Below are 22,870 nucleotides of genomic sequence, written 5' to 3'. Positions count from 1 at the left end.
GCTTGTATAAAGTTACTGGAAAATCTGAGCGGTTTAGCAGAAATCTCCACCAAATTTTGTAAAACCGCTGTTAGTGGCAGTTATTTTCTTACTTGCTTAAAAATGCCTTCGTTTGTAAATGCGCTTGAGTTCAATAATTTTTTAGGAATGAAATAGAAAGTTGCAAATCCAATTATTGCTTGATCTGGAACTATTTCCAAAGGTTTGGTGGGTTTGTAGATTTCTCCTTTCATTCTTATGAATTTTTCTATAATTATCCGATGAATTCTCCCAGTTGTGTCCTCTAATATTGTTATATTACCTTTTGGGAAAGAAACTTTGGATGGCAATTCAATCCCTGACTTATGAGTTACATTTTCAAATATTAAGCTATCATTTGTTTCTTTTATCGTTTCGAATTCATATTCCATCAGTCCCGTATTCATTGGACTACTTCCATAGGTGTCATTATATTCTGTAATCTCAAATTTTATCCCTTTGATATCTTTGAAATAATGTTTTGATGGATTTAGAATAGTATCTTTCGCGTTAGTAGGATTTTCACCACTGTTGACTTGGATTAATTTTATATAATCTTTTCTAGGTGCTTCTGCAAAATAGGAGCCGGGTAAAGAGGTAATTTTAGACATGTTAAATTCTTCTGCAGAGTCCAGAATTGCAAAACCAGATTGATGCGAATCCCTACCACCAGAAGCATCATATTGATATATTATTTTATTACTTCCTCTAATTTTTTGTGAATATAGGGTAACATCCCATGACGGATTACAGCCATAAAATATTATAACGCTAACTAGAAAAAGGAATATTTTTTTTCTTCTTTTCATTTTTCTTATGTGCCCTTTATATTTCCACCAGCCTCCACATCACCCAATTTTAAAATATCCATGATATTGAATCCAAGTTTTGTTTTCAAATAGGCTTCACCTTCGATCTGCTTATTATTTTCTATTTCTTGTTGCATTGACACCATGTTATTTAGCATCATCTTTATTTCGTAGACTTTCGGTATATAGTAGATATTAAAAATCATATTGGAGAATTCAAAAGGGGGTGCAGTTATCTGAACCGATTTAATACGAATATATGTCTTTTGAATAGCACTAGGGGTTTCTTGAACATAAATCTTGGAATAGTTGGAAGATTATTTGTAATCAATTTCTAGAGTGGTGTTTTCTAACCAAGATCATTTAATTACTGACGAAATGATGCTTTTCCTTTTTCAATAACTTCTAAATAAAAATAGGATTATGAAAAAGAGAAAAGCAAAAAGAACTAAGTCAACTATTGATATTGATCTTCAAATAGGCAAGGTAGTCAGCGATTCTGAAAAAAAGAAAACAGAAGCGTTACTGAATTTAATTGCAAAAATTATCCTCGATACAACACTCAGAGAGTTTTATTCAAATGATGAACCACATGAATAATGCACTGGCTTGATAATCAGTTAATTGTATTCAAGATTGAAAGCGGAGGCAAGAAAGCGGGAGGGGAGTCAAACTCTTATCTATTTGATTATCATGTATTTAAAAATAGGCTAATAAAAAACAAACCTCTATTTTAAAGAGCTAACTAGTAGATCAATAAAATAGAGGTTTTAACTGTGGAGCCGAAGGGGTTCGAACCCTTGTCCAGTTGTGTGATAAGTTATGCCTTCTACATGCTTGTTTTCCAATTTATTGTCGGGAGCAGACGGGCCGGAAACCTACCTTGTCTTTTTCCTTAGGTACTTTATCTCGCCGCTAATCCGTACCTATTAGCAGCCAGCATTGTTATTTCGATGCCCCATATTCTAACCTAACAATGCAGCAGTCAGAGGGACAAAAGCTAGCGTAATTCTAAATTAGGCAGCTAAGGCGTAGTTATTTTCGCCAATTATAGTGTGAACGTTCTCTTTTAAGTGCTCGCCGTACAACGCACTGCATGCTAACATACGTAGCGCCACCCTGTCAAATCCAAAACGGCCCCATGTGTTAGTAACACAAATCTACGAAATTTATGCCATAGTTCTACCAGGATATTGTTTTAATGCAATTTCCAGACAGTCCATAGACTGGTTAATATCATCCGTATTTAAGACATATGCCATTCTCACTTCGTTTTTTCCTGAACCAGGAGTAGAGTAGAATCCTGTAGCAGGAGCCATCATAACCGTTTGATTGTTATGCTCAAAGCTTTCCAGCATCCACTGACAAAATACATCAGCATCATCAATTGGGAACTTCGCTACCACGTAAAATGCACCACCTGGATTCGGACAAAAAACACCTTCAATTGCGTTCAATCTTTTTACAATTGTATCTCTACGAAGCGTATATTCTTTGTTTACAGCTTCAAAATAACTGTCTGGAGTGTCTACTGCTGCGGTACCTGCAATCTGTTCAACCATACCCGGACTTAATCTTGCCTGAGCAAATTTTAACCCAGATTGGATCACTGCCTTGTTTTTAGTAATCAAACAACCTAATCTTGCGCCACAAGCACTGTATCTTTTAGATACGGTATCCATGATCACTACGTTTTCATCAAGACCATCTAAATGCATTGGAGAGATAAATTCTTTTCCATCATAGCAGAACTCACGGTAAGCCTCATCAGAGAATAAGAATAAATCGTATTTCAGACAAAGTTCTTTCAACGCTTCTAATTCTTCTCTTGAATATAAATAACCAGTAGGGTTATTTGGGTTACAAATGATGATCGCTTTAGTACGTGGCGTAATTAATTTTTCAAACTCAGCAATAGGAGGAAGGGCAAAGCCATTCTCAATATGCGATAAGATCGGTTTTACCACAACATTACTCATACAAGCAAAACCATTGTAGTTCGCATAGAAAGGTTCTGGAATGATGATTTCATCACCTTCATTTACGCAGGTTTGCATCGCAATGGTGATCGCTTCAGAACCACCAACAGTAACAAGAATGTCTGCTGGAGTGATGTTATATCCTAATTTATTATAGTATTCTGCTAATTTGGTTCTATAAGATAATGTACCTTCTGATGGGGTATAAGCCCATACATCGAAGTCTATATTTTTGATGGCATTTAGCATGCCTTCAGGTGTTGCGATATCTGGTTGTCCAATGTTTAAATGAAAGACTTTTTTGCCGTCTTTTTTTGCCTGGTCAGCAAATGGAGTTAGCTTTCTAATTGGTGATGCGGGCATTTGGAACCCTTTTTCTGAAATGTTAGGCATATTGCAAAAATAAAAGACCTCGTTATAGAACGAGGTCTTAATAAAAATATCGTTTAAAAAATTACTTAGTTGGGGCCGCTACAGTTTCACCTTTGATGTATAAAACTTTAGTAGTGGTTTTAGCATTTGAAGTGATCGTAATCGCTTTGCTAAATGGCATTGCAGCACCAGTTGGATTATAAGTTACCTTAATCGTACCCGCTTCTCCTTTTTTAACAGGAATTTGAGTGTATTCAGGAACTGTACAACCACAAGTAGTCTCTACTTTTGAAATAATCAAGGGCTGATCTCCAGTGTTAACAAACTTAAACTCAACTGTTGCAGCCTTGTTTACAGGGATTTTACCAAAATCGTTCAGCTCCTTATCAAATTTGAACTCAGCAGGTTTTGTTTGAGCGTTAGTAGCGATACTTACTCCTAAAATTAATGTAAATAATAGTAATAACTTTTTCATGATTATGGTGATTTAAAGCAAATTTAAACTTTTGATTCATAAATCAAAAAGTATTCCAATATATAAATTACAGAACAGCCATAAGTCATACTTTAGATTTTATGTATCTTTGTGCCCTAACTAATATTGCTTATGATGCCTGATATTACCCCTACTACCAATCCTATTGACGCTTCAGAGTTAAGTTTTGAGGACTTCAAAACTATTGTGGTAAACGACTATAAAATAGCTTTCGAGAGTAGACAAGCCAGTTTATTGGGTCGTAAGGAGGTGTTAACGGGCAAGGCTAAGTTTGGTATTTTTGGTGATGGAAAGGAAATTCCTCAGATTGCCATGGCCAAGGCCTTTAAGAATGGAGATTGGCGCTCTGGATACTACAGAGATCAGACTTTTGCATTTGCGACAGGCATTTGTACCATCAAAGAATTTTTTGCCCAATTATACGCCAACCCTAGTGTTGAAGCCGAGCCTGCATCCGCAGGTAGACAAATGAATTGTCACTTTGCAAGCCGTTCTATCGACGAAGACGGAAATTGGAAAGACCAGACAGCCATGAAAAACTGCTCCTCAGACATTGCACCTACAGGTGGACAAATGGCGAGATTAGTTGGATTGGCTTATGCATCAAAGTTGTTCAGACAAAATCCAGAACTGGAATACCTGAAAAACTTTTCTGTGAAAGGAAATGAAGTCGCTTTTGGAACAATAGGTAATGCCTCTACTTCCGAAGGTATATTCTTCGAATCTATCAATGCTGCCGGTGTATTACAAATCCCGATGGCCATCTCAGTTTGGGACGATGGTTATGGAATTTCGGTGCCTGCAAAGTATCAGACAACTAAAGAAGATATTTCTGAGATTCTCAAAGGTTTCCAAAGGGATGAAAATGCCGATGGTTACGAGATATATAAAGTAAGAGGTTGGGATTACCCGGCTTTATGTGAAACCTACCAGAAAGCGATCGATGTATGCCGTACAGAACATGTACCGGTAATGATCCACGTAACTGAGGTGACACAACCACAAGGACACTCTACTTCTGGTTCTCATGAGCGCTATAAAGATAAAGCGCGTTTAGAGTGGGAAAAAGAGTACGATTGTATCGTTCAGATGCGTAAATGGATGATTGAATCTGCCATTATCTCTGAAGAAGAAATTGTGGAAATGGAAGACACAGCCAAGAAAATGGTTCGTGATACCCAAAAAGAAGCCTGGAACGAGTTCCTTGATGCCATTAAAATTGAAAAAGATCAGGTCATTGAATTGATTAATCAGGTGGCGAATGGAAACCCTGCCATCACCAGAATTACTGCTCAATTGACTAGCACGCCAGATGCAATGCGTAAAGAAGTGATCTCTTCTGCCAGAAAAGCCTTGCGCTTAACTGTTGCATCGCCATCCCGCGAAAGAAATGAACTGCTGGAATGGTATAATGAACAAAGCGAGCTGAATGCAGAACGATACAATTCGAAGCTGTTTACCGACGGAAAAGAAAGCCCATTCTTAGTGGATGTGCTTCCTGCTGAATATAACGATTCCAGCAAAATGGTAGATGGACGTGAATTGTTAAACGCTTGTTTTGATGCAAACTTTGGTCGTGATCCAAGACTAGTTGCTTTTGGAGAAGATTTAGGAGCTATTGGTGATGTGAATCAAGGTTTTGCCGGTTTACAAGCTAAATATGGCGACCTGAGAATTACAGATACAGGGATCAGAGAGATGACCATCGTAGGACAGGGAATCGGATTGGCAATGAGAGGTCTAAGACCAATCGCTGAAATTCAATACCTGGATTACCTGTTGTTTGCGCTGAATGTATTGAGTGATGACCTTGCGAGCTTATCTTACCGTACCAAAGCCGGACAAAAAGCACCGGTAATCATCAGAACCCGTGGTCATAGATTAGAAGGCGTATGGCATTCCGGATCTCCTATGGGATTAATCCTTGGTTCATTGCGTGGATTGCACATTTGTGTGCCCCGCAACATGACTCAAGCTGCTGGTATGTACAATACTTTGTTCAGATCTGACGAACCGGCCTTAGTGATCGAATGCTTAAACGGATATAGATTAAAAGAGAAACTTCCTGAAAATGTAGGTGATTTTACAGTGCCATTAGGTAAAGCCGAAGTGGTTCAAGAAGGAACTGACATCACAATTGTTTCTTACGGATCAACACTTAGGGTAGTAGAAGAAGCTGCAGAAGAACTGGCGCAGTTCGGTATTTCTGTGGAGATCATCGATCCTCAGACGCTACTTCCTTTCGATACTGATCATCTTTGTGCCCAGTCTTTAACCAAAACCAATAAACTATTGGTGGTAGATGAAGATGTGCCAGGTGGTGGATCTGCTTTCATCCTGCAACAGATTTTAGAAGAACAAAAAGGTTATTATAGCCTGGATGCACAGCCAAAAACGATCAGTGCCAAAGCACATCGTCCTCCTTATGGTTCTGATGGTGATTATTTCACTAAACCATCTGTAGATGATATCGTAGAAGCAGTATATCAAATGATGCACGAACATAACGCAGCTAAATTCCCTGCAATATTTTAAGCAGAAAAACTTAATAAACAAAAAAAGGTGTTCCTAAACAGAACACCTTTTTTATTGACCATTTTTTTGATGAGCATAACCTGCTGATATTTTAACAGGACACGCTATTTTTTTAGTGCTGGATTAATCCAGTTTACTACTCTTATTTCTAAGGAATTGATCTGCTATAACCAAGGCAGCCATTGCTTCCACAATCACTACCGCACGTGGAACTACACATGGATCATGACGACCTTTTCCCTTAATTTCAGCAGCTTCACCCGCCGCATTAATGGTTTGTTGGTTGTGCATAATCGTCGCTACAGGCTTAAAGGCGACTGTAAAGTCGATCTCCATACCGTTAGAGATACCTCCCTGAATTCCTCCAGAGAAATTAGTTAATGTTTTAGGCTGCTCTTCTCCGACAAGAAAGATATCATTGTGTTCTGATCCTCTCATTTCGCTGCCGCTAAATCCTGAACCATACTCAAAACCATGTACCGCATTGATGCTCAACATGGCTTTTCCAAGGTCAGCATGTAACTTGTCAAAAACAGGCTCGCCTAAGCCAACCGGACAGTTTCTAATGATACAGCTTACTTTTCCACCAATAGTATCACCATCTTTTCTAATGCCATCAATACATTCGATCATTTCCTTTGCCGTAGCCGGATCTGCGCAACGTACGATGTTTTCCTCTCTGATCTCCAATAGTTGAGTGATAGTTAAGGAAGATTCAAGATTTGGGGCATTAATTTTGCCTACTGCAGATACATGGGCAAAGATTTCAATGCCATGGTGCTTCAACAGCAACTTGGCAATGGCACCAGCAGCTACGCGTGCAGCAGTTTCCCTTGCAGAAGAACGGCCACCACCACGATGATCGCGGATGCCATACTTTGCATCATAGGTGTAATCGGCGTGAGAAGGACGGTAAACGTCGGTATTGTGACTGTAATCTTTACTACGTTGATCTTCATTCGGAATCAGCATCGCAATAGGAGTACCAGTACTTTTACCTTCAAATACGCCAGAAAGGATTTGAACAGTGTCGCTTTCTTTTCTTTGCGTGGTAATTTTTGATTGTCCAGGTCTGCGTTTGTCCAATTCTGACTGAATAAACTCCAGATCTATGGGCAATTGTGCCGGACAGCCATCTAAAATAACACCAATAGCTGCACCATGTGATTCGCCAAAAGTGCTGATGCGAAATAATTGTCCGAATGTATTACCTGCCATTTTTCGTTTTTTTATAGGTTAATTTAAATCTCTGTAACTGTAAATCCTGCTTTTTGCAGGTCTTTCCAAAAGTCTGGGTATGATTTCTCTACCACATCCATTTCTTCCAATACCACTTCTTTGATCAGCAAACTAAGCGGAGCAAAAGCCATCGCCATGCGGTGATCTTCGTAAGTGCCGAAAGTAACGCGCTCTGGGAAATGAAGTCCATCACAGTTTAAAGTATAAACCAGGTTGTCCTCATTTAAAGTTACACCAATTTTTGCAAGTTCATTTTGTAAGGCTTTAACACGGTCAGTTTCCTTAATTTTTAAGGTTTCCAGTCCAGTGAAAGCAAGATTTTGCTTCAATGCAGCCGCACATACGATAATCGTTTGTGCTAAATCCGGACAATCTTTAAGATCTAAAACCTCATCGCTGAAATTCTTATCTGTAGAGCTAAGTGTGATTCCCTCAGCTGTAGTCGCTGTTTTTACCCCAAAAGCAGTCATGATAGACCTGATCCGGCTATCGCCTTGCAAGCTTTTTTCCTTTAAGTAAGGAAGCGAAATTTCTGCTTTTGTAGCCAGACAAGCAATGCTATACCAGTAAGAAGCTGCGCTCCAATCTGGTTCTACTACTAATGTTGCAGGTTTAAAAGATTGTGGTTTGATGCTGATATTGTGACCATCCCAGGAATGACTGATACCAGCTTCCTGCAACATATTCAAGGTCATATTTACATAAGGAAGGGAAGTTAATTCGCCTTCGATCTGTAACGTAAGACCCTGTTCCAATGTTGGGGCAATCATTAACAAAGCAGAAATATACTGACTGCTAATGTCTCCCTTAATTTTTACGGTAGCCGTTGTTTGTTTTAATGGACCTTGAATGTTCAATGGTGGGAAGCCATCTTTTTCAGCATAGCTGATATCGGCGCCTACTGCTTTTAAAGCTTCTGCCAGAATACCGATAGGACGTTGTTTCATTCTTTCGGTACCAGTCAGCAAAAACTGACCCGGAAGGGTAGGAAGGTATGCCGTTAAAAAGCGCATGGCAGTACCCGCAGGTCCCACATCAACGGTTTGTTGATGTGGAGTTGCGGTTGAAATCTGATTTAAGATGCGTTCAAGTGTAACAGAATCGGCAGCAATAGACATATTCTCTACTTTAACCGCTCCTTTACTTGAAGCACTAATGATTAATGCCCTGTTGCACTCGCTTTTTGAACCCGTAAGGGTGATCTCTGTATGGATTTCTGTGTTTCCGGTAAAAGAAACAAGTGCATGCTTACTCATTCTTAAGATTTAACTTCTGTATGTGTTTCTGCTGCAATGCCTTTTTCTGCTTTGCCAGCATTCATGATTTCTGTTTGCTTGCGGATCGACTCACCGTGAACCAATTCTAGGAATTTTTCAGTAAAGCTTAGGTCTAATTTCAATGCTTTTGCAAATGCTTTTCCTTTGTTCATGATCGCATCCCAACGGTTAACCTGTAGGATCGTTACTTGATTGTCGCGTTTGAACTCGCCAATTTTACCAACGATCGCCATACGCTCACCTAGTTTTTGTAACAATTGATCATCGATTTTGTCGATTTGCTTACGTAAGTCAGCCAATTGATCTACAAATGCTTCGTTTTTAGATTCTGGTTCACGAACAGTTAAACGATCTACCAACTCGCTTAAAGCCGCAGGAGTAACTTGTTGTTTTGCATCTGTCCAGGCTACTGATGGGTCAACATGTGACTCAATCATTAGACCTTGCATGTCTAAATCCAATGCTTTTTGTGAGATGTAAGGGATTAATTCGCGGTTACCGCAGATATGACTTGGGTCGTTGATGATCGGAAGATCAGGACATAAAGTTTTCAATTGAATAGCAAGTTCCCACATTGGTTCGTTACGGAACGAGCTTTTCTCGAATGAAGAGAAACCACGGTGAATAGCACCTAATTTAGTGATACCAGCACCATTAAGACGCTCTAATGCACCAATCCACAATTGAAGATCAGGGTTAACCGGGTTTTTAACCAATACTGGAACGTCAACACCTTTTAAAGCGTCAGCAATTTCCTGAACACAGAATGGATTTACAGTTGAACGTGCACCAATCCAAAGGATATCTACACCAGCTGCTAAAGCTTCTTCCACATGTTTTGCATTGGCAACTTCTACAGCTGTAGGTAAGCCTGTTTCTGCTTTTGCTCTTTTTAACCACTCTAATCCAATGCTTCCGATACCTTCGAATTCTCCTGGACGAGTACGTGGTTTCCAGATACCAGCTCTAAGTACAGATACTTTACCTGTTGCAGCTAATAAATGTGCAGTAGTTAATAGTTGCTCTTCAGTTTCTGCACTGCATGGACCTGAAATGATTAGTGGTTCGTTGTTGGTGTTCAACCAGGTACTGATTGGTTGGATGTTCAATTGTAATTTCATTTTTTTTGGGGTTTAATTCTTGTATGTTTTATGAAGGGTTTCTATAATGGGGTCTCTTTTTATTATACTTTATCGTTTCTCATGTATTCACCCATGATGTTAAAGTTCACGGTGTATTTCAGGGTTTGACGGATGGCTTTGTCGTATTGCTCATTGTTTCTCCATTCCATATCTACGTAGAAATAGTATTCATTTCTCTTTCCAAGAACCGGCATGCTTTGGATTTTTGTTAAGTTCACATCCTGCTCTGCAAAAATGTTGAGTACTTTAGATAAGGCACCAACATGATTGCCTACCTGGAAGCAAATAGATGCTTTATTGATTTCCGGCAGATCGTCTGTTTTATCTTTTTTTAACACTAGAAAACGGGTATAATTCTTTTTGTTGGACTCGATTCTTCTTTCAATGATATTTAGTCCGTATAATTCTGCAGCTAAAGTATTTGCGATAGCTACGGTATCAGTTAATTGTTCCTCTTTGATGCGTTTTGCACATGCTGCGGTATCGTTGCTTTCAATCACCTGGATGTGAGGGAAATCATCGAAGAAATCTACACATTGACGAATCGCAATCGGGTGGGAAGTAGCAAATTTAATGTCCTCAAATTTAACACCTGGCAAAGCCATTAGATGCAATTGAATCGGTAAGTAAACTTCACCAACGATGGCGAAATTGTATTCACGGATCAGGGTGTAGTTTGGTAAAAGGCTTCCTGCAATAGAGTTCTCAATAGCCATGATCACAAAATCAGACTGCTTGTTTTCCAGGCTCTCGCAAGTCTGCTTAAAAGAATTACATTCTATAGTTTCAATGTCTTTTCCGAAGAATTTGAAAGCGGCCTCTTCATGAAATGACGCTTTGATACCTTGAATTGCTACTCTTGTTTTTTTCTGTTTCATTTTACCTGATTGAATTTTCTGTGGTTCTTAAGCTTGCGGAAGGTTTGTGTTTTTGAACTTCTGCGGTTTTAAATTTTTTGGTTAAAAAAAAAGTCCCGGCTTTAGGCCGGGACTTTTCATATACACTCTTATCTTATGATTTATGTTGCATATCAGTCCCGGCTCTTACTAAAGTAGTAAAAGTAACCAAACCAATATGTAGTAACATTTCTCATTTCGATTGTTTTTTCGTTTTCGTTTTTCCAAATGTACTAACAAAATTTAATTTGTCAATACTTTCTTAAAAAAAATTATTTATGGTACGCCTCGTGTTATTACTTGTATTACAAAACATTAGCTGTTCTTGCGGAAAATATTAAAATATTTATTTTCTGAAAAACGCAGAATAAATAGGTTTGACGGACTATTTAGCCTGATTATTATAGTAAGCTAAAGCTTCCAGAATATCCTTTTCTGTAACGATACAATTAAAGTCACAAGCCCCGGTTTTACTCAGTAAAGAAAACATAATTTGCCCATGTTCATTCTTTTTATCGCTCTGCATGAAACCTAAAAGATCAGTAAAGCTCTCTTTTTTGATGTGATATGCAGGGTAAATGCTCAGGATATATTTGGTAATGTCTTCCAGTTCTTCCGGACTTAGGGTGTTGTTTGTGCTGGATAAGTAAGCTTCAGCAACCATTCCTATCGCAATCGCTTCCCCATGGGTAAGTGGTGCTTTGTCGTTAATTAACGCATAACTTTCTACTGCATGACCAATAGTATGTCCGAAGTTTAAGATTTTACGGAGCCCTTTTTCCTGTGGATCTTCGGTAACTACTTCATTCTTGATCTCTACCGAACGATGAACTTCAATAGGCGCAATGTTTTTATAGTCAGCAAGCTTTAAACGTTCGTAGTAAGCTGCATCTACAATCAAACCATGTTTGATCATTTCCGCAAAACCAGATAGCAATTCTCTTTCAGGTAGTGTTTTCAGGAATGATGTTTCGATAAATACAGCTTGTGGAAGCGCAAATGTGCCCACCATGTTCTTTACATTATCAATGTCAATACCGGTTTTTCCACCCACAGAAGCATCTACTTGTGCCAATAAGGTAGTTGGAATGTTGATGAAATCAATACCTCTCTTGTAAGTTGAAGCAATGAAACCACCCATATCTGTAATCACACCCCCACCGAGATTAATCATCAGACATTTACGATCTGCTTCAAAATCTAATAAGGTTTTCCAGATACCAATACAAAAATCAATGTTTTTGTTTTCTTCCCCAGGATCGGTTTCAATCAGGTCGAAATTGGTATAGTCGTCCATCATTCCTTGCAACAAGGGCAGACAAAACTCTGAAGTATTCCGGTCTACGAAGATAAATACCTTGCTGTAATTACCTTCTTCTATGATTTGTGCTAATGGCGCAAGTTCCGATTCGAAATGGATGTTATGGCCTGAGCTTTCTATAACGTTCATTAAATTACGGTTATTTTTTGACCCATAAAGCTGATTACATCGCCTACGCGCACTTTCAATCGCTTACGGAAATCTACTTTACCATTATATTTTACCAAACCGTCTTCTACAACAGTCTGTGCTTCGCCACCACTTTGTACTAGTGAAGTTGCTTTTAGCAACTGAATGAGTGGAATAAACTCACCTTCTAATTTGAATTCTATCATTATACCTGCAAATTTACAATTAATTATAAAGTGTTGTACCATGGATAGCCTTGGAATTTATACTTTTGCATGCAATATGACTAACCACACGAATTAAATGGAAATTTTCCCCAAAAAAACACTAAACTTTGACAACACCGAGATTGCTTTTCGTAATAAATCCAATTCAGAACTAAACGCTGGATATTGGCTTTTCAAAGTAATCAGTAGTAACTTTTTAACAAAAGTTGGTCCTCCAATTACCAACTTCTTCCTAAATATAGGTCTGCCTATAAAATCAATCATCAAGGCCACGATCTTTAAACACTTTTGTGGTGGGGAAACTATTGCCGAGTGTGAACACACGATTGAGCAACTTGCAGCAGTAAATGTAGGTACCATTCTGGATTATTCTGTAGAAGGTGAAGAGGAAGAGTCTGTATTTGATTTTACCTGTGAGGAGATCATCAGGACAATTGAAAGAGCAGCAGGTGATAAACGTCTTCCAATCTCTGTATTTAAAGTAACTGGTATTGGCCGTTTCGCATTATTAGAGAAACTAGATGCAAAACAAGCTTTAACAGCTGCGGAAGAAGCAGAATATGCTAAAGTAAAAGCTAGATGTGAAAAGATCTGCAGGGTTGCTTATGATAAAAATGTACCTATCATGGTAGATGCAGAGGAAACCTGGATTCAGGACACGATTGATGAGCTGGCTATAGACATGATGCGTTTATTCAATAGAGAGCGTATCATTATTTATAATACTTATCAAATGTACCGTCATGATAAATTGGCTGATATGAAAGCAGATCACTTGATCGCTAAAGCAGCTGGTTATATCCTTGGTGTGAAAATGGTAAGAGGTGCATACATGGAGAAAGAACGCAGAAGAGCGGAAGAAATGGGATATTTATCACCGATTCAACCTAACAAAGCGGCTTCCGACAGAGATTATGACGAATCATTGAACTACTGTATGGCTCATATTAATGAGATTGCAATTGTTTGTGGTACGCACAATGAAGACAGCTGTAGAGTGCTTGCAAACCTGTTGGATAAACACAAGGTAGACCATAACCATCCTCATGTGTATTTTGCGCAATTATTGGGAATGAGTGACAATTTAAGCTTTAACTTATCAGATGCAGGTTATAATGTCGCTAAATATGTTCCTTATGGGCCAATTAAAGCAGTTATGCCGTATCTTTTCAGAAGGGCGCAGGAAAATACTTCCATTGCCGGACAAACGAGTAGAGAGCTTGGTTTGATCATGAAAGAGAAAGAACGCAGAAGATTATAATTTGATTATAAATGAAAAGCCCCGTCTGATTTTTTTAGACGGGGCTTTTTCATTAGATGTATTTTAGTGTCTGCTGGCCATAGCCTGATCCACGTCAACACCAAGGCCTTTTGCTATAGCCATTCCCAATTGAATGTCTGCTCTAAAGAAATGGCACAGTTGTAAATTGATAATCTGTGCTTTTTTAGGGCCGGTAATACCACCCATGGCACCCACAATGTTGTTCACCAAATTTGTACGGTCTTCCGGACTCATTACCTTACGGTAAAGGTCGCCAGGTTGCGTGTAATGGTCATCATCACCAGGACCTGCATTTCGATCGTACCAATCCGCAACATTAGAATCTAATTCCCATGCTGGTTCTTTATAACTTTGGTCAGGAATTACATCCCCGAAGCTATTTGGGTAGTAGTTTGGATCATCGTTTCCATTGTCGTCGATGCGCATTTGTCCATCACGATGGTAATTATTTACCATAAAAGGACAAGTGTTTACTGGGATTTGCTCGTAGTTTACACCCAGGCGGTAGCGATGTGCATCCGCATAAGATAAAATACGGCCCTGGAGCATTTTATCCGGCGAATAACCAATGCCATCTACTGTATTCGAAGGCGCAAAAGCGGATTGCTCTACATGAGCGAAGTAATTTCTTGGAATTTGATTCAATTCAAGTTCTCCAACTTCAATTAGCGGGAACTCTCCATGTGGCCATACTTTAGTCAGGTCAAATGGGTTCCATCTGAAGGTTTTAGCTTCAGCTTCTGTCATTATCTGGATTTTTAAGGTCCATTTAGGGAATTCTCCACGGTCAATGGCATCTACCAGATCACGTTGGGAATGGTCCATATCCTGTGTACGCATCGCGTCAGCTTCCGGACCGGTAAAGTTTTTAATGCCTTGTTGTGTTTTGAAATGGAATTTTACCCATACGCGCTCATTATTTTTATTGATAAATGAGTAAGTGTGACTTCCAAAGCCATCCATATGGCGAAGAGAGTAGGGGGTACCGCGATCAGACATCAGGATCATCACCTGGTGTAAGCTTTCCGGGTTTAGCGACCAGAAATCCCACATCATGGTAGGGCTTTTCAAATTTGTTCTGGGATCTCTCTTTTGAGTATGGATGAAATCGCTGAATTTCTTAGGGTCTTTAACGAAGAATACCGGTGTGTTGTTGCCAACAAGGTCCCAGTTTCCGTCTTCTGTATAAAACTTAAGGGCAAAGCCACGTGGATCTCTTTCAGAATCTGCACTACCTTTTTCTCCACCAACAGTAGAGAACCTTAAAAATACTTTACATTCATTGCCAATTGCTCCGAAGATTTTGGCTTTTGTATATGGAGTAATGTCGTGTGTTACTTTAAATGTACCATAGGCTCCAGTACCTTTTGCATGAACTACGCGTTCAGGAATCCTTTCCCTGTTAAAGTGGGCCATCTTTTCATGGAGAATAAAGTCCTGAAGAAGTAGCGGTCCGCGACTTCCTACAGATTGGGTATTTTCATGTTCAGCATAGGGTCTGCCAGATGCAGTTGTAAGTTTACGCTTGTTCGTATTGTTGTTTTCCATAAACGATGATTTATTGTTTTTATAAATCTATGGATAATAGTTTCCGGTAACAAACTGTAAATATCTATACGGATATAGAGTTTTTCTATGCTAATAATCAGGGCAACTACTTTACTTTGAAGTCCTGATTTCCGGTGAGTAATTCCCAGAACAATAAAAAGTCGCTGGCAAGACTAAACATCGGATATTTGAAGGTGGAAGGCTTGTTCTTTTCGAAAAAGAAATGACCAATCCAGGCAAATCCATATCCCAGGAATGGCGTCGCTAAAATGAAACGCCATTCATGAAACAGGATTCCTGTAAATACAGAAAGGATAACAAGGCCTGTTCCTATAAAGTGTAACACACGACTGGTTAAATTTGTATGCTCTGTCAAATAGTATGGATAGAATTCTTTCAGAGTTTTAAACTTTTGTTCAGTCATTACGTTGGATTTTTATTTAGGCCCGCAATTTACGTTTTTTTTAGAAGGCATTAAAGGATATCGTGTTCCATTAATACTTCTTCGAGGTATTTCGGGTGCTTTGTCATCAATAAGGTCTGCATACCTGCTGCTTTTGCGCCTACCAGGTGCTGTGGACTGTCGTCAATAAACAAAGTCTCTTCCGGATTGAGGTTGTTCTCTTTTAAAACCTTTTCAAAGATTTCTACATGAGGTTTTCTTAAGAACATTTGTTGAGAGTAATACGCTTTTTCAAATAGTCCGCTATTGTCAGGCATATCAAATTCCCTTTTGAGGTAATCAACGATCCAGTTGTAATGGATTTCATTAGTATTACTCAGCAAAAATGTACGGTATTTATCTTTCACCTTTAACAAGGTTTCGTGCACATTTTCTGGAACTCCGATCAATAAACTGTTCCAGGCAGCATCGATTTGTTCGTCTGTGATGTCTTTATTTGATGATGCTTCACGGATTCCGGCTCTAAATTCGGCCGCACCGATGGCTGCGGTCTCAAAATTATTAAAAATATCGTGGTGGCTTTTATGCGCAAAAAAGTCTTCGATATTCTCGATACCAAGTTGTAATAGAGCTTTTTGAGCCCGTTTAAAGTCTATTTCAAAGATAACATTGCCGTAATCGAAGATGATGTTTTTTATTTTTTTCATAGAAACTGTTTCCAAAATTCGATTCAAATATGTAACATTGCATTCGCAAAATCAATAAGATTTTTCAGGGCCGTTAGCTCAGCTGGTTAGAGTAGAAGACTCATAATCTTTTGGTCCAGGGTTCGAGTCCCTGACGGCCCACTGCTTAAAAAGCCGTTTTTCGATAAGAAGAACGGCTTTTTTTGCATCATTACTTTAACCGATTGAGTTTTTCAGTCCAAATATTTTTGTAATTGGTTTTATATTCGTTACTCATAAATGACTGATCTATTAATTTGAATACCTTATCCGTAGTATTGCAATACTTATCCAATATCCTTTTAAGCATTTTATCCGAAATCTTTAAGACACTAGCTAACATTTCAAAATCCTTCCTACTGAGCTTCTTCTTTTTACCATTCAAGCTAAGCGCAACATCTTCTTTATCTTTTGGATTAATCAAGTTGCTGTTGATTAGATCATAAGCTGGAGAAAGAAGGATCTGATCTTGTCGATGGAGTACAGAAAAATTCTTCATATGCATATCATTATTCCCAGATAGGAAAGAAAATACCAACAGCTCGAAATAGTTAATCAAATCCAATCCAGAGTTTGTACAATATTTAGTTATCAGTTTTCCGCAACGTTCGTATGAACTATTATATTTCTGTTCTGTCTGAAATTCTCCAATCTGACAGAAATCCTCCATATGTATTTTTTGTCCTTTTTCTCTATCAAATCTTTTAGCAATATATACCATCTGCCCATCAGAAGCTTTAAGCAAACAGTGCTGACAGGTATTCAGTTTAAATATTTCTGCCAGGTGCATAGTCAGATCTTCTACTTCTGGCATTTGTTCATAGTTAATATTCTGTGGCTTTAAGATATAATTCCCCCATAGCCCAACAATAGTAAGCCGTTTTTCAGCTCCTTTTACATCTTCAAGTTCAACCGAAAGCTTAGGCTGTACGCCAGTTACTGAAATTCTATTGTTAACCGTTGTTTTTGCAAGGTCATTAAGCAGGTCCTTATCTAAAGTCAACACAGGTAGTTCAGTTATTCCAAACATTTTTTTACAACATTTGGTATGGAATGTTCCTTTATCAAGTGATTGATAACAAAATGGACATTTATTCATTTCCCTCCTCCTCTCCGATAACCGTTACAGCACCAATAGTGTCCCTGCATAGCGTAGCCAATAGTTCAAAACGATCATTGCTTTTAAAATTCCAATATTCCTTTGCAATATTTAAAAGCCACCCTTCTGGGATCAGTCCATCAAAAAAGGGGAATAGAATATTACTGTTATAAGGATAATTAGAAATTGGTAAAGTAAGACTTACCGGCTTAGCTTCCGGTTGTTTAAGGTAGGTGCTGTCATATGAAAAGCGATAACCAAAATCGGTTTTTTCAAGATAACCTGCCAGAGTTTTATCATAATATACCTTTGCTCTGTTCATCATTAGTTTTCCTCCTCTTCAACGTGATCAAGGTCAGTAATCCCTACTTGTTTACCAAAAAGCGCTAGTACCTGATTAACTTTATCTAAACGAAGCGTAGTTTTTCCTTGTTCCAATTCACGAATAAAGCGAAGACCCACACCTGATTTAAATGCAAGATCGGTTTGGGAAAGCTTTAAAGCTTTTCTTCTTTCTTTGATAAATGTTATAATTGGTGTCATTTTATACCCTTTAGGGTACTAATTTAATGAAAATAATTTAAATAGTACCCGATAGGGTATATTTTATGTGTAAATTGAGTTTTTATACCTTTTCGGGTATAACTTTATGTGTTATTAAGTAGATGCGTTGTTAAAGAGAGTAGGATATGATACTATCATATCACATTTCCTTATTTAAAAGATATTGGCAGCCAAATCAGCGATTAAACCTAAATCAGAAGGAAATGGTTCGAGAAACGCCCAGTTGGGTCCACAAACCCTCCTTTACAAATCGTAAAGAAGGTTTTGTTTTTTTGACATTTTTATACGTACTATAAGTGGTTTAGGTGTGATTTTTGTTGGAGTGCTTAAAGAGATATAATTATATTTCATTATCATTGGCCAGCAATGAGTCACTTTAGTTAATCCTTATGAAAACCATCCTATTTTTATTTTCTTTTTTTATTTTTTCGGGTACTGTTTATTCACAAACAATTAAGCTTGACCTTTCTGGGAACGATAAAAAACATGTTTTAATCGTTCAAAAGGAAGGCTTGAATGTACGATTAGATTCAAAAGGTAGGCTGCAAAATAAAAATGTTTCTACTTTTGACAGCATTGGCGATAAACCATTGAAATATGACCTGAACGGCCGATTAAGTGATATTGACGGTTTAGTAATTGATTATGATATCCATGGCCGTGTTCGTCAAATTGGGGATAAAAGAATAGACTATGATATTAATGATCGTGTTCGCCAAATAGGAGATGATCGAGTTGATTATGATATCAATGGCCGTGTTCGTCAAATTGGGGACAAACGAATAGATTATGATATTAGTAACCGAGTTCGCCAAATAGGAGATGATCGAGTTGAGTATGATATCAATAACCGTGTTCGTCAAATTGGGGACAAACGAATAGATTATGATATTAATAACCGAGTTCGCCAAATAGGAGATGATCGAGTTGATTATGATATCAATGACCGTGTTCGTCAAATTGGGGACAAACGAATAGATTATGATATCAATGGCCGAATTCGCCAGATAGGAGATCAACGAATAGATTATGACATCAATGGTCAGATTCGCAAAGTAGGCGATTTAGGTGATAACCTCTTACTCCTTTACAAAACAATTCAAAGTTTTAACAATAAAAATGCTCATTAGTTTAAACAGAGTTTATTATACCTTATCGGGTATAAATTGATGTATTGTAACTTTGAATGTATTTTATTTCATTAGCAAATTATAAATTTGGCGATATGAAATCATCATTATTACTACTGTTTTGTGTGTTATCCATATTTGCTAAAGCACAGGAAAAAGCTACAGCCTACGCCTTGGACGAGGAATATAATTTATGGAACTTCCAGAAAGCGGATACCGCTTATATTTTTGCAGATCTAGCCTATATCCGTGACTACCCAAATCTTGACGCAAGAGTAATTGATTCTTTAACACAAGGAAATCAAGTCATCATTAAAAGCGCTGCATACCGTGGTAATACCATTAGAGGTTTCTATGCCCCATGGCATGAGGTTAATTATGTGAAAGATAATCAACAAAAAAAAGGATTTGTTTGGTTAGGGCTTTTAGCCCTTAATGGTTCTAAGAATGATGAAGGAGAATTGTTTATTTGCGGTCTCAAGAAATTTAGACCTTCTACAGCATATTCTTCCTCATATTATGAATCGGAATTGAAAATTTTCGATAAAGAACAAGTGTTCATGACAAAAGAGATTTTCCATGCTAATATAAATGGTCAGTCGGGAATAGAGACCAAAATATTGCCTGGAATGGGCTTACAAAATATTAAAAATATTCACCGTTTAGGTTTTCTAGGCGAAGCATGTGGCATTGCAAGTCAGTATTACTACTTTGCCTGGAATGGGACAAACCTCATTCATTTTCCGGAAAAAATGTCTGTGTCTGATGCCGGTGTTTTTTATCACCAGGAGAATATCTTGTTCCCGTCCGAGCATAAAGGTGATCCATCAATGATCTACAAAAACATTATTGATGCCGAAAATACCAGCGAGAATCTGGATGCTCCAAAATATAAAGAAACAAAAAGTCAGAAAAAATATACTTGGGACGGAAAGTTTTTAAGTGAAATCATAACAATGAAATAGTATACGCAAATTCCATTACTTCATGATCTAAGCCTATCTAATTAAATCACTGATTAAACCTAAATCAGATAGGAGATGGTTCGAGAGAAACCTAGCTGGGCCTAAGCTTAAAAAGCCGTTCTTCTTTTAAGAAAAATGGCTTTTTTCGTTTACAGGTTATTTAAATTATATTTTTTATGGTTCTTGACTTGTGGTTAATTGAAGGTTATAAACCGCTATTATTTAACGCCCATTTTCAGGTTATTTAGCAGCACCTTCTGTTGGATTTGGGTACTCCCTAAATGCTCCTTTTTTATCTGGCTTACAAGAACAGAAATAACCTGTTTCAGGACCGTGTAGTCTTTTTCTGAAATTGCATCGTCCCCCTGTTCAAAAAGGTGTCCTACCTTATCGGGATCTTCATAAATGTTACTAGGCTGCATTTTTAACTGAAAAAATAGGCCGATATAATTCTCATTATTCTGCAGGTAAACTTTATCGTTTAACTGTTTCAGTTCTTCTGAAATCCTTTTTATCAAGGATTTATTGCCTGAATCCAGTATTTCCTTCTCTCTGTCCACAATGTTTTTGAAACTCCTTATTTGTTCTGAATAGGCATAAGATTGTTGCACAATAAAGTCTTCTTTTTCTTTTTTATACCTAGTTATTTGTATGAATAGATCACGGCTGCGGGTAAAAGAATCAAGTTCTGCCAATAATTTTCTCTTTCGTTCATCAAGGCGATATTTTTCTTCGGTTGCCCTGTCGTTCGTAATGGCATTAAGTTCAGCAGTTAATACTTTTAGCTGAACTGCAATGTCTTGTAGTTTCGCAGAGAATTCAAACTCTTCCTGAGAAATGCTCAGATCAGTTTCAGTTTTAATCATTAGCTCTGCAAACTGAATGTCCTGAAGGGTTTTAGCAACACTTACCTCACGACTTGAGATGTGAAATGTTTCATTAATTTCCTGATTAAGAGCCGAAATATAAATCTGAACAGTAAGTCCCCTTGACTCATCCATACTCACTTGTATTTCTATATCTGTACCTTCAATCAGGTCATCCTGAATCTGAATCCCAGAGAGTTCAATATAGCCTATACTTAAATTCGAACCAGGCATAGTTCCTCCCTTTCCTTCCACAACATTGATGACGATTTTATCATTTGTCCCCTTTGTGATGGACTTCGAAAAGGTCTTATACAGCGTCTTACTTAATGGTAAAATTGAATTCCGTTTAAAGATCACATCCAGATAAGTCGCTCCATCGTTGTCATCCAGTTCAATACAAATGTCTTGGGGAAGTAGCTGGCCGGAAATGCTATACAAGCCCTGCGAAATTGTAATCTCATTTTCCTGGCACACCGTATTTTTCTTTGTATCGAAAACCTGCAGTTGAAAATTATTCTTCATTTTAGGCAGTAGGGTTACAAATTCAGCAGCAGTATCGCTGAATGCAATCATGCCACTATCATACCCACCATCAGTTCTGGTAATGCGGTAATGGCCTTTAAAAGGGACTAAACTCTTAAAAGCGATGAGCTCTTCCTGATCATTTGAATAGGCTTCGAAGGAAAGTTTAATCGCTAGTTTATTGACTGATGAGGTTAATGCTGTTTCAGCAGGTGAGGAGCTTGGCTGTGATCCTGCATAATAGGCTGCACCTACAATAACGGCAGTGGTAGGATCAATACTATCATCTACAATCAGCCCTGAAACTTGTTTTAGTTGTTCTTTAATAAACGGAATATAGGTTGTGCCTCCCACCAGGATGATGCGTTCAATATCCGAAAAGCTTAAATTGTTTTCTTGAAGTAGTGCTAATACAAAGCTTTCTGATTCCAAATATTTTGGCTTTACAACCTTGTTAAATTCTTCGCGATTGATCTCAATTTCGCAACTGATATCCAAGTCAGGAAATTCAATCTCCATCCAGACTACAGGCGATAAAGATAATTCCTTTTTAGATTCTTCAGAAAGGTAATTCAGGTAATGCCAGAGCTTCTCATAATCACCTTCTTTCTTTAAGAGCTTTGTCCAGAGCCCCTCATCACCGATAAGGGAGACCAGTTTAGGAATTATAATCTGCTCAACAAAGGCATAATCGATGTCAATTCCGCCTAAGAAATTGTTTCCTTTGTTGTCCAGCACTTTTAATTCTCTTTCATTGATGTAAACTAGCGCAGCATCAAAAGTGCCTCCTCCAAAGTCATAGACCAACCACTTTTGCTCTTTTTCCAGACTCAGGCGGCTAGTGTTCGCATAAGCAAGGCAAGCTGCTATTGGTTCTTGAAGTAGAACAACTTCCGAAAATCCAGCCTTGTTTCCTGCTTCCTTCGTCGCATTGGATTGCATGGTGTCAAATGAAGCGGGTACGGTAATCACTACAGAATCGCTATGTTCATCCTGAACATAATTCTTAAGTTCTTTTAAAACATAGGCAGATAAATCGATAGGTGATAATTGCAGATCACCTTCAGAAGTACTCACATGATAAAGATCATTGGAACCCATTTTTCTTTTGAAAGCACTGAAGACATTTCCGGCATTACTCAGGTATTGTTCTCTGGCCTTATCTCCAATAAGGATACGACCTTTTCTAAATGACACCACTGAAGGAAGCGTATCACGAAGTCCTACTGGGTTTTTAAGCAGCCTTATCTGACCGTTTTCATATTTAGCAATTCCCGAATTTGTAGTGCCCAAATCAATGCCGAAAGTTATATTCCTCATATT

General features: G+C 38.1%; 22 protein-coding genes, 1 tRNA gene and 1 other RNA gene. 6 read left to right on the top strand and 18 right to left on the bottom strand.

Annotated elements, in window-relative coordinates; all coding sequences use genetic code 11:
• Positions 1-80 precede the first annotated feature (80 nt).
• Positions 81-827 carry a hypothetical protein gene (locus tag R2S10_RS15350; RefSeq protein ID WP_316841299.1) on the bottom strand — a complete coding sequence of 249 codons (747 nt, stop codon included), beginning with the start codon at positions 825-827 and terminating at the stop codon, positions 81-83.
• 5 nt (positions 828-832) lie between these two features.
• Positions 833-964 carry a hypothetical protein gene (locus R2S10_RS15345; protein WP_316841298.1) on the bottom strand — a complete coding sequence of 44 codons (132 nt, stop codon included), beginning with the start codon at positions 962-964 and terminating at the stop codon, positions 833-835.
• A 286-nt stretch (positions 965-1,250) separates the two neighbouring features.
• Between R2S10_RS15345 and R2S10_RS15340 the strand changes: the two genes are divergently transcribed.
• Complete coding sequence (locus R2S10_RS15340; protein ID WP_316841297.1) at positions 1,251-1,427, top strand: hypothetical protein; 177 nt, start codon at positions 1,251-1,253, stop codon at positions 1,425-1,427.
• Between the two features lie 174 nt (positions 1,428-1,601).
• Here R2S10_RS15340 and ssrA read toward each other — a convergent pair.
• The 3 genes from ssrA to R2S10_RS15325 form a co-directional block, all read right to left on the bottom strand.
• Positions 1,602-1,968, bottom strand: a transfer-messenger RNA (tmRNA) gene (ssrA, locus tag R2S10_RS15335).
• A gap of 28 nt (positions 1,969-1,996) precedes the next feature.
• Positions 1,997-3,199, bottom strand: coding sequence for a pyridoxal phosphate-dependent aminotransferase (locus R2S10_RS15330; RefSeq protein WP_316841296.1), 1,203 nt, complete (start codon positions 3,197-3,199; stop codon positions 1,997-1,999).
• 61 nt (positions 3,200-3,260) lie between these two features.
• Positions 3,261-3,653 (bottom strand): DUF1573 domain-containing protein, encoded by a 393-nt coding sequence (locus R2S10_RS15325; protein WP_062549874.1) that lies wholly within the window; start codon positions 3,651-3,653, stop codon positions 3,261-3,263.
• 132 nt (positions 3,654-3,785) lie between these two features.
• Here R2S10_RS15325 and R2S10_RS15320 point away from each other — a divergent pair, with 132 nt between their 5' ends.
• Positions 3,786-6,209, top strand: coding sequence for a thiamine pyrophosphate-dependent enzyme (locus R2S10_RS15320; RefSeq protein ID WP_316841295.1), 2,424 nt, complete (start codon positions 3,786-3,788; stop codon positions 6,207-6,209).
• A 123-nt stretch (positions 6,210-6,332) separates the two neighbouring features.
• Here the strand turns inward: R2S10_RS15320 and aroC are convergent, their stop codons facing one another.
• The 6 genes from aroC to R2S10_RS15290 all read right to left on the bottom strand — a co-directional run bounded on the left by aroC (position 6,333) and on the right by R2S10_RS15290 (position 12,419).
• Complete coding sequence (aroC, locus tag R2S10_RS15315; RefSeq protein WP_316841294.1) at positions 6,333-7,427, bottom strand: chorismate synthase; 1,095 nt, start codon at positions 7,425-7,427, stop codon at positions 6,333-6,335.
• A gap of 23 nt (positions 7,428-7,450) precedes the next feature.
• Positions 7,451-8,704: a 3-phosphoshikimate 1-carboxyvinyltransferase gene (locus R2S10_RS15310; protein WP_316841293.1), complete on the bottom strand. Its 1,254-nt coding sequence runs from the start codon at positions 8,702-8,704 to the stop codon at positions 7,451-7,453.
• 2 nt (positions 8,705-8,706) lie between these two features.
• Positions 8,707-9,846, bottom strand: a complete 1,140-nt coding sequence (locus tag R2S10_RS15305) for a chorismate mutase (protein ID WP_316841292.1) — start codon at positions 9,844-9,846, stop codon at positions 8,707-8,709.
• A 62-nt stretch (positions 9,847-9,908) separates the two neighbouring features.
• Complete coding sequence (locus R2S10_RS15300) at positions 9,909-10,745, bottom strand: prephenate dehydratase (RefSeq protein WP_316841291.1); 837 nt, start codon at positions 10,743-10,745, stop codon at positions 9,909-9,911.
• 403 nt (positions 10,746-11,148) lie between these two features.
• Positions 11,149-12,213: a 3-dehydroquinate synthase gene (gene aroB, locus R2S10_RS15295; RefSeq protein ID WP_316841290.1), complete on the bottom strand. Its 1,065-nt coding sequence runs from the start codon at positions 12,211-12,213 to the stop codon at positions 11,149-11,151.
• Positions 12,213-12,419, bottom strand: coding sequence for an RNA-binding S4 domain-containing protein (locus R2S10_RS15290; protein ID WP_182959816.1), 207 nt, complete (start codon positions 12,417-12,419; stop codon positions 12,213-12,215). The genes aroB and R2S10_RS15290 overlap by 1 nt, the downstream gene beginning before the upstream one ends.
• A 97-nt stretch (positions 12,420-12,516) precedes the next feature.
• Between R2S10_RS15290 and R2S10_RS15285 the strand changes: the two genes are divergently transcribed.
• Complete coding sequence (locus tag R2S10_RS15285) at positions 12,517-13,701, top strand: proline dehydrogenase family protein (protein ID WP_316841289.1); 1,185 nt, start codon at positions 12,517-12,519, stop codon at positions 13,699-13,701.
• Positions 13,702-13,764: 63 nt separating this feature from the next.
• Here the strand turns inward: R2S10_RS15285 and R2S10_RS15280 are convergent, their stop codons facing one another.
• From R2S10_RS15280 to R2S10_RS15270, 3 genes are all read right to left on the bottom strand, one after another.
• Positions 13,765-15,270 carry a catalase gene (locus R2S10_RS15280; RefSeq protein WP_316841288.1) on the bottom strand — a complete coding sequence of 502 codons (1,506 nt, stop codon included), beginning with the start codon at positions 15,268-15,270 and terminating at the stop codon, positions 13,765-13,767.
• Positions 15,271-15,376: 106 nt separating this feature from the next.
• Positions 15,377-15,694: a DUF962 domain-containing protein gene (locus R2S10_RS15275; protein ID WP_316841287.1), complete on the bottom strand. Its 318-nt coding sequence runs from the start codon at positions 15,692-15,694 to the stop codon at positions 15,377-15,379.
• A gap of 50 nt (positions 15,695-15,744) precedes the next feature.
• Positions 15,745-16,380: an HAD family phosphatase gene (locus R2S10_RS15270; protein ID WP_316841286.1), complete on the bottom strand. Its 636-nt coding sequence runs from the start codon at positions 16,378-16,380 to the stop codon at positions 15,745-15,747.
• A 67-nt stretch (positions 16,381-16,447) separates the two neighbouring features.
• Between R2S10_RS15270 and R2S10_RS15265 the strand changes: the two genes are divergently transcribed.
• Positions 16,448-16,521, top strand: a tRNA-Ile gene (locus R2S10_RS15265).
• Between the two features lie 49 nt (positions 16,522-16,570).
• Here R2S10_RS15265 and R2S10_RS15260 read toward each other — a convergent pair.
• From R2S10_RS15260 to R2S10_RS15250, 3 genes are read right to left on the bottom strand one after another with little or no spacing between them, the layout of a single operon-like run.
• Positions 16,571-17,497, bottom strand: a complete 927-nt coding sequence (locus R2S10_RS15260; protein ID WP_316841285.1) for a HipA domain-containing protein — start codon at positions 17,495-17,497, stop codon at positions 16,571-16,573.
• Positions 17,490-17,822 carry a HipA N-terminal domain-containing protein gene (locus R2S10_RS15255; protein WP_316841284.1) on the bottom strand — a complete coding sequence of 111 codons (333 nt, stop codon included), beginning with the start codon at positions 17,820-17,822 and terminating at the stop codon, positions 17,490-17,492. Before R2S10_RS15255 ends, R2S10_RS15260 begins: the two co-directional genes overlap by 8 nt.
• Positions 17,822-18,040 carry a helix-turn-helix transcriptional regulator gene (locus R2S10_RS15250; protein ID WP_316841283.1) on the bottom strand — a complete coding sequence of 73 codons (219 nt, stop codon included), beginning with the start codon at positions 18,038-18,040 and terminating at the stop codon, positions 17,822-17,824. The genes R2S10_RS15255 and R2S10_RS15250 overlap by 1 nt, the downstream gene beginning before the upstream one ends.
• 410 nt (positions 18,041-18,450) lie before the next feature.
• On the opposite strand from R2S10_RS15250, the gene R2S10_RS15245 reads away from it, so the two are divergent.
• Both R2S10_RS15245 and R2S10_RS15240 read left to right on the top strand, forming a co-directional pair.
• Positions 18,451-19,191, top strand: coding sequence for a hypothetical protein (locus tag R2S10_RS15245; protein ID WP_316841282.1), 741 nt, complete (start codon positions 18,451-18,453; stop codon positions 19,189-19,191).
• A gap of 56 nt (positions 19,192-19,247) precedes the next feature.
• Complete coding sequence (locus tag R2S10_RS15240) at positions 19,248-20,156, top strand: hypothetical protein (RefSeq protein ID WP_316841281.1); 909 nt, start codon at positions 19,248-19,250, stop codon at positions 20,154-20,156.
• A gap of 218 nt (positions 20,157-20,374) precedes the next feature.
• Here the strand turns inward: R2S10_RS15240 and R2S10_RS15235 are convergent, their stop codons facing one another.
• Positions 20,375-22,867, bottom strand: coding sequence for an Hsp70 family protein (locus R2S10_RS15235; protein WP_316841280.1), 2,493 nt, complete (start codon positions 22,865-22,867; stop codon positions 20,375-20,377).
• Positions 22,868-22,870: the final 3 nt, after the last annotated feature.

The organism is Pedobacter gandavensis (genome assembly GCF_032678745.1).
Classification (GTDB): Bacteria; Bacteroidota; Bacteroidia; order Sphingobacteriales; family Sphingobacteriaceae; genus Pedobacter; species Pedobacter gandavensis_C.
Note: the sequence above shows the minus strand (reverse complement) of the source record. Positions and strands in the feature narration are given on the sequence as shown.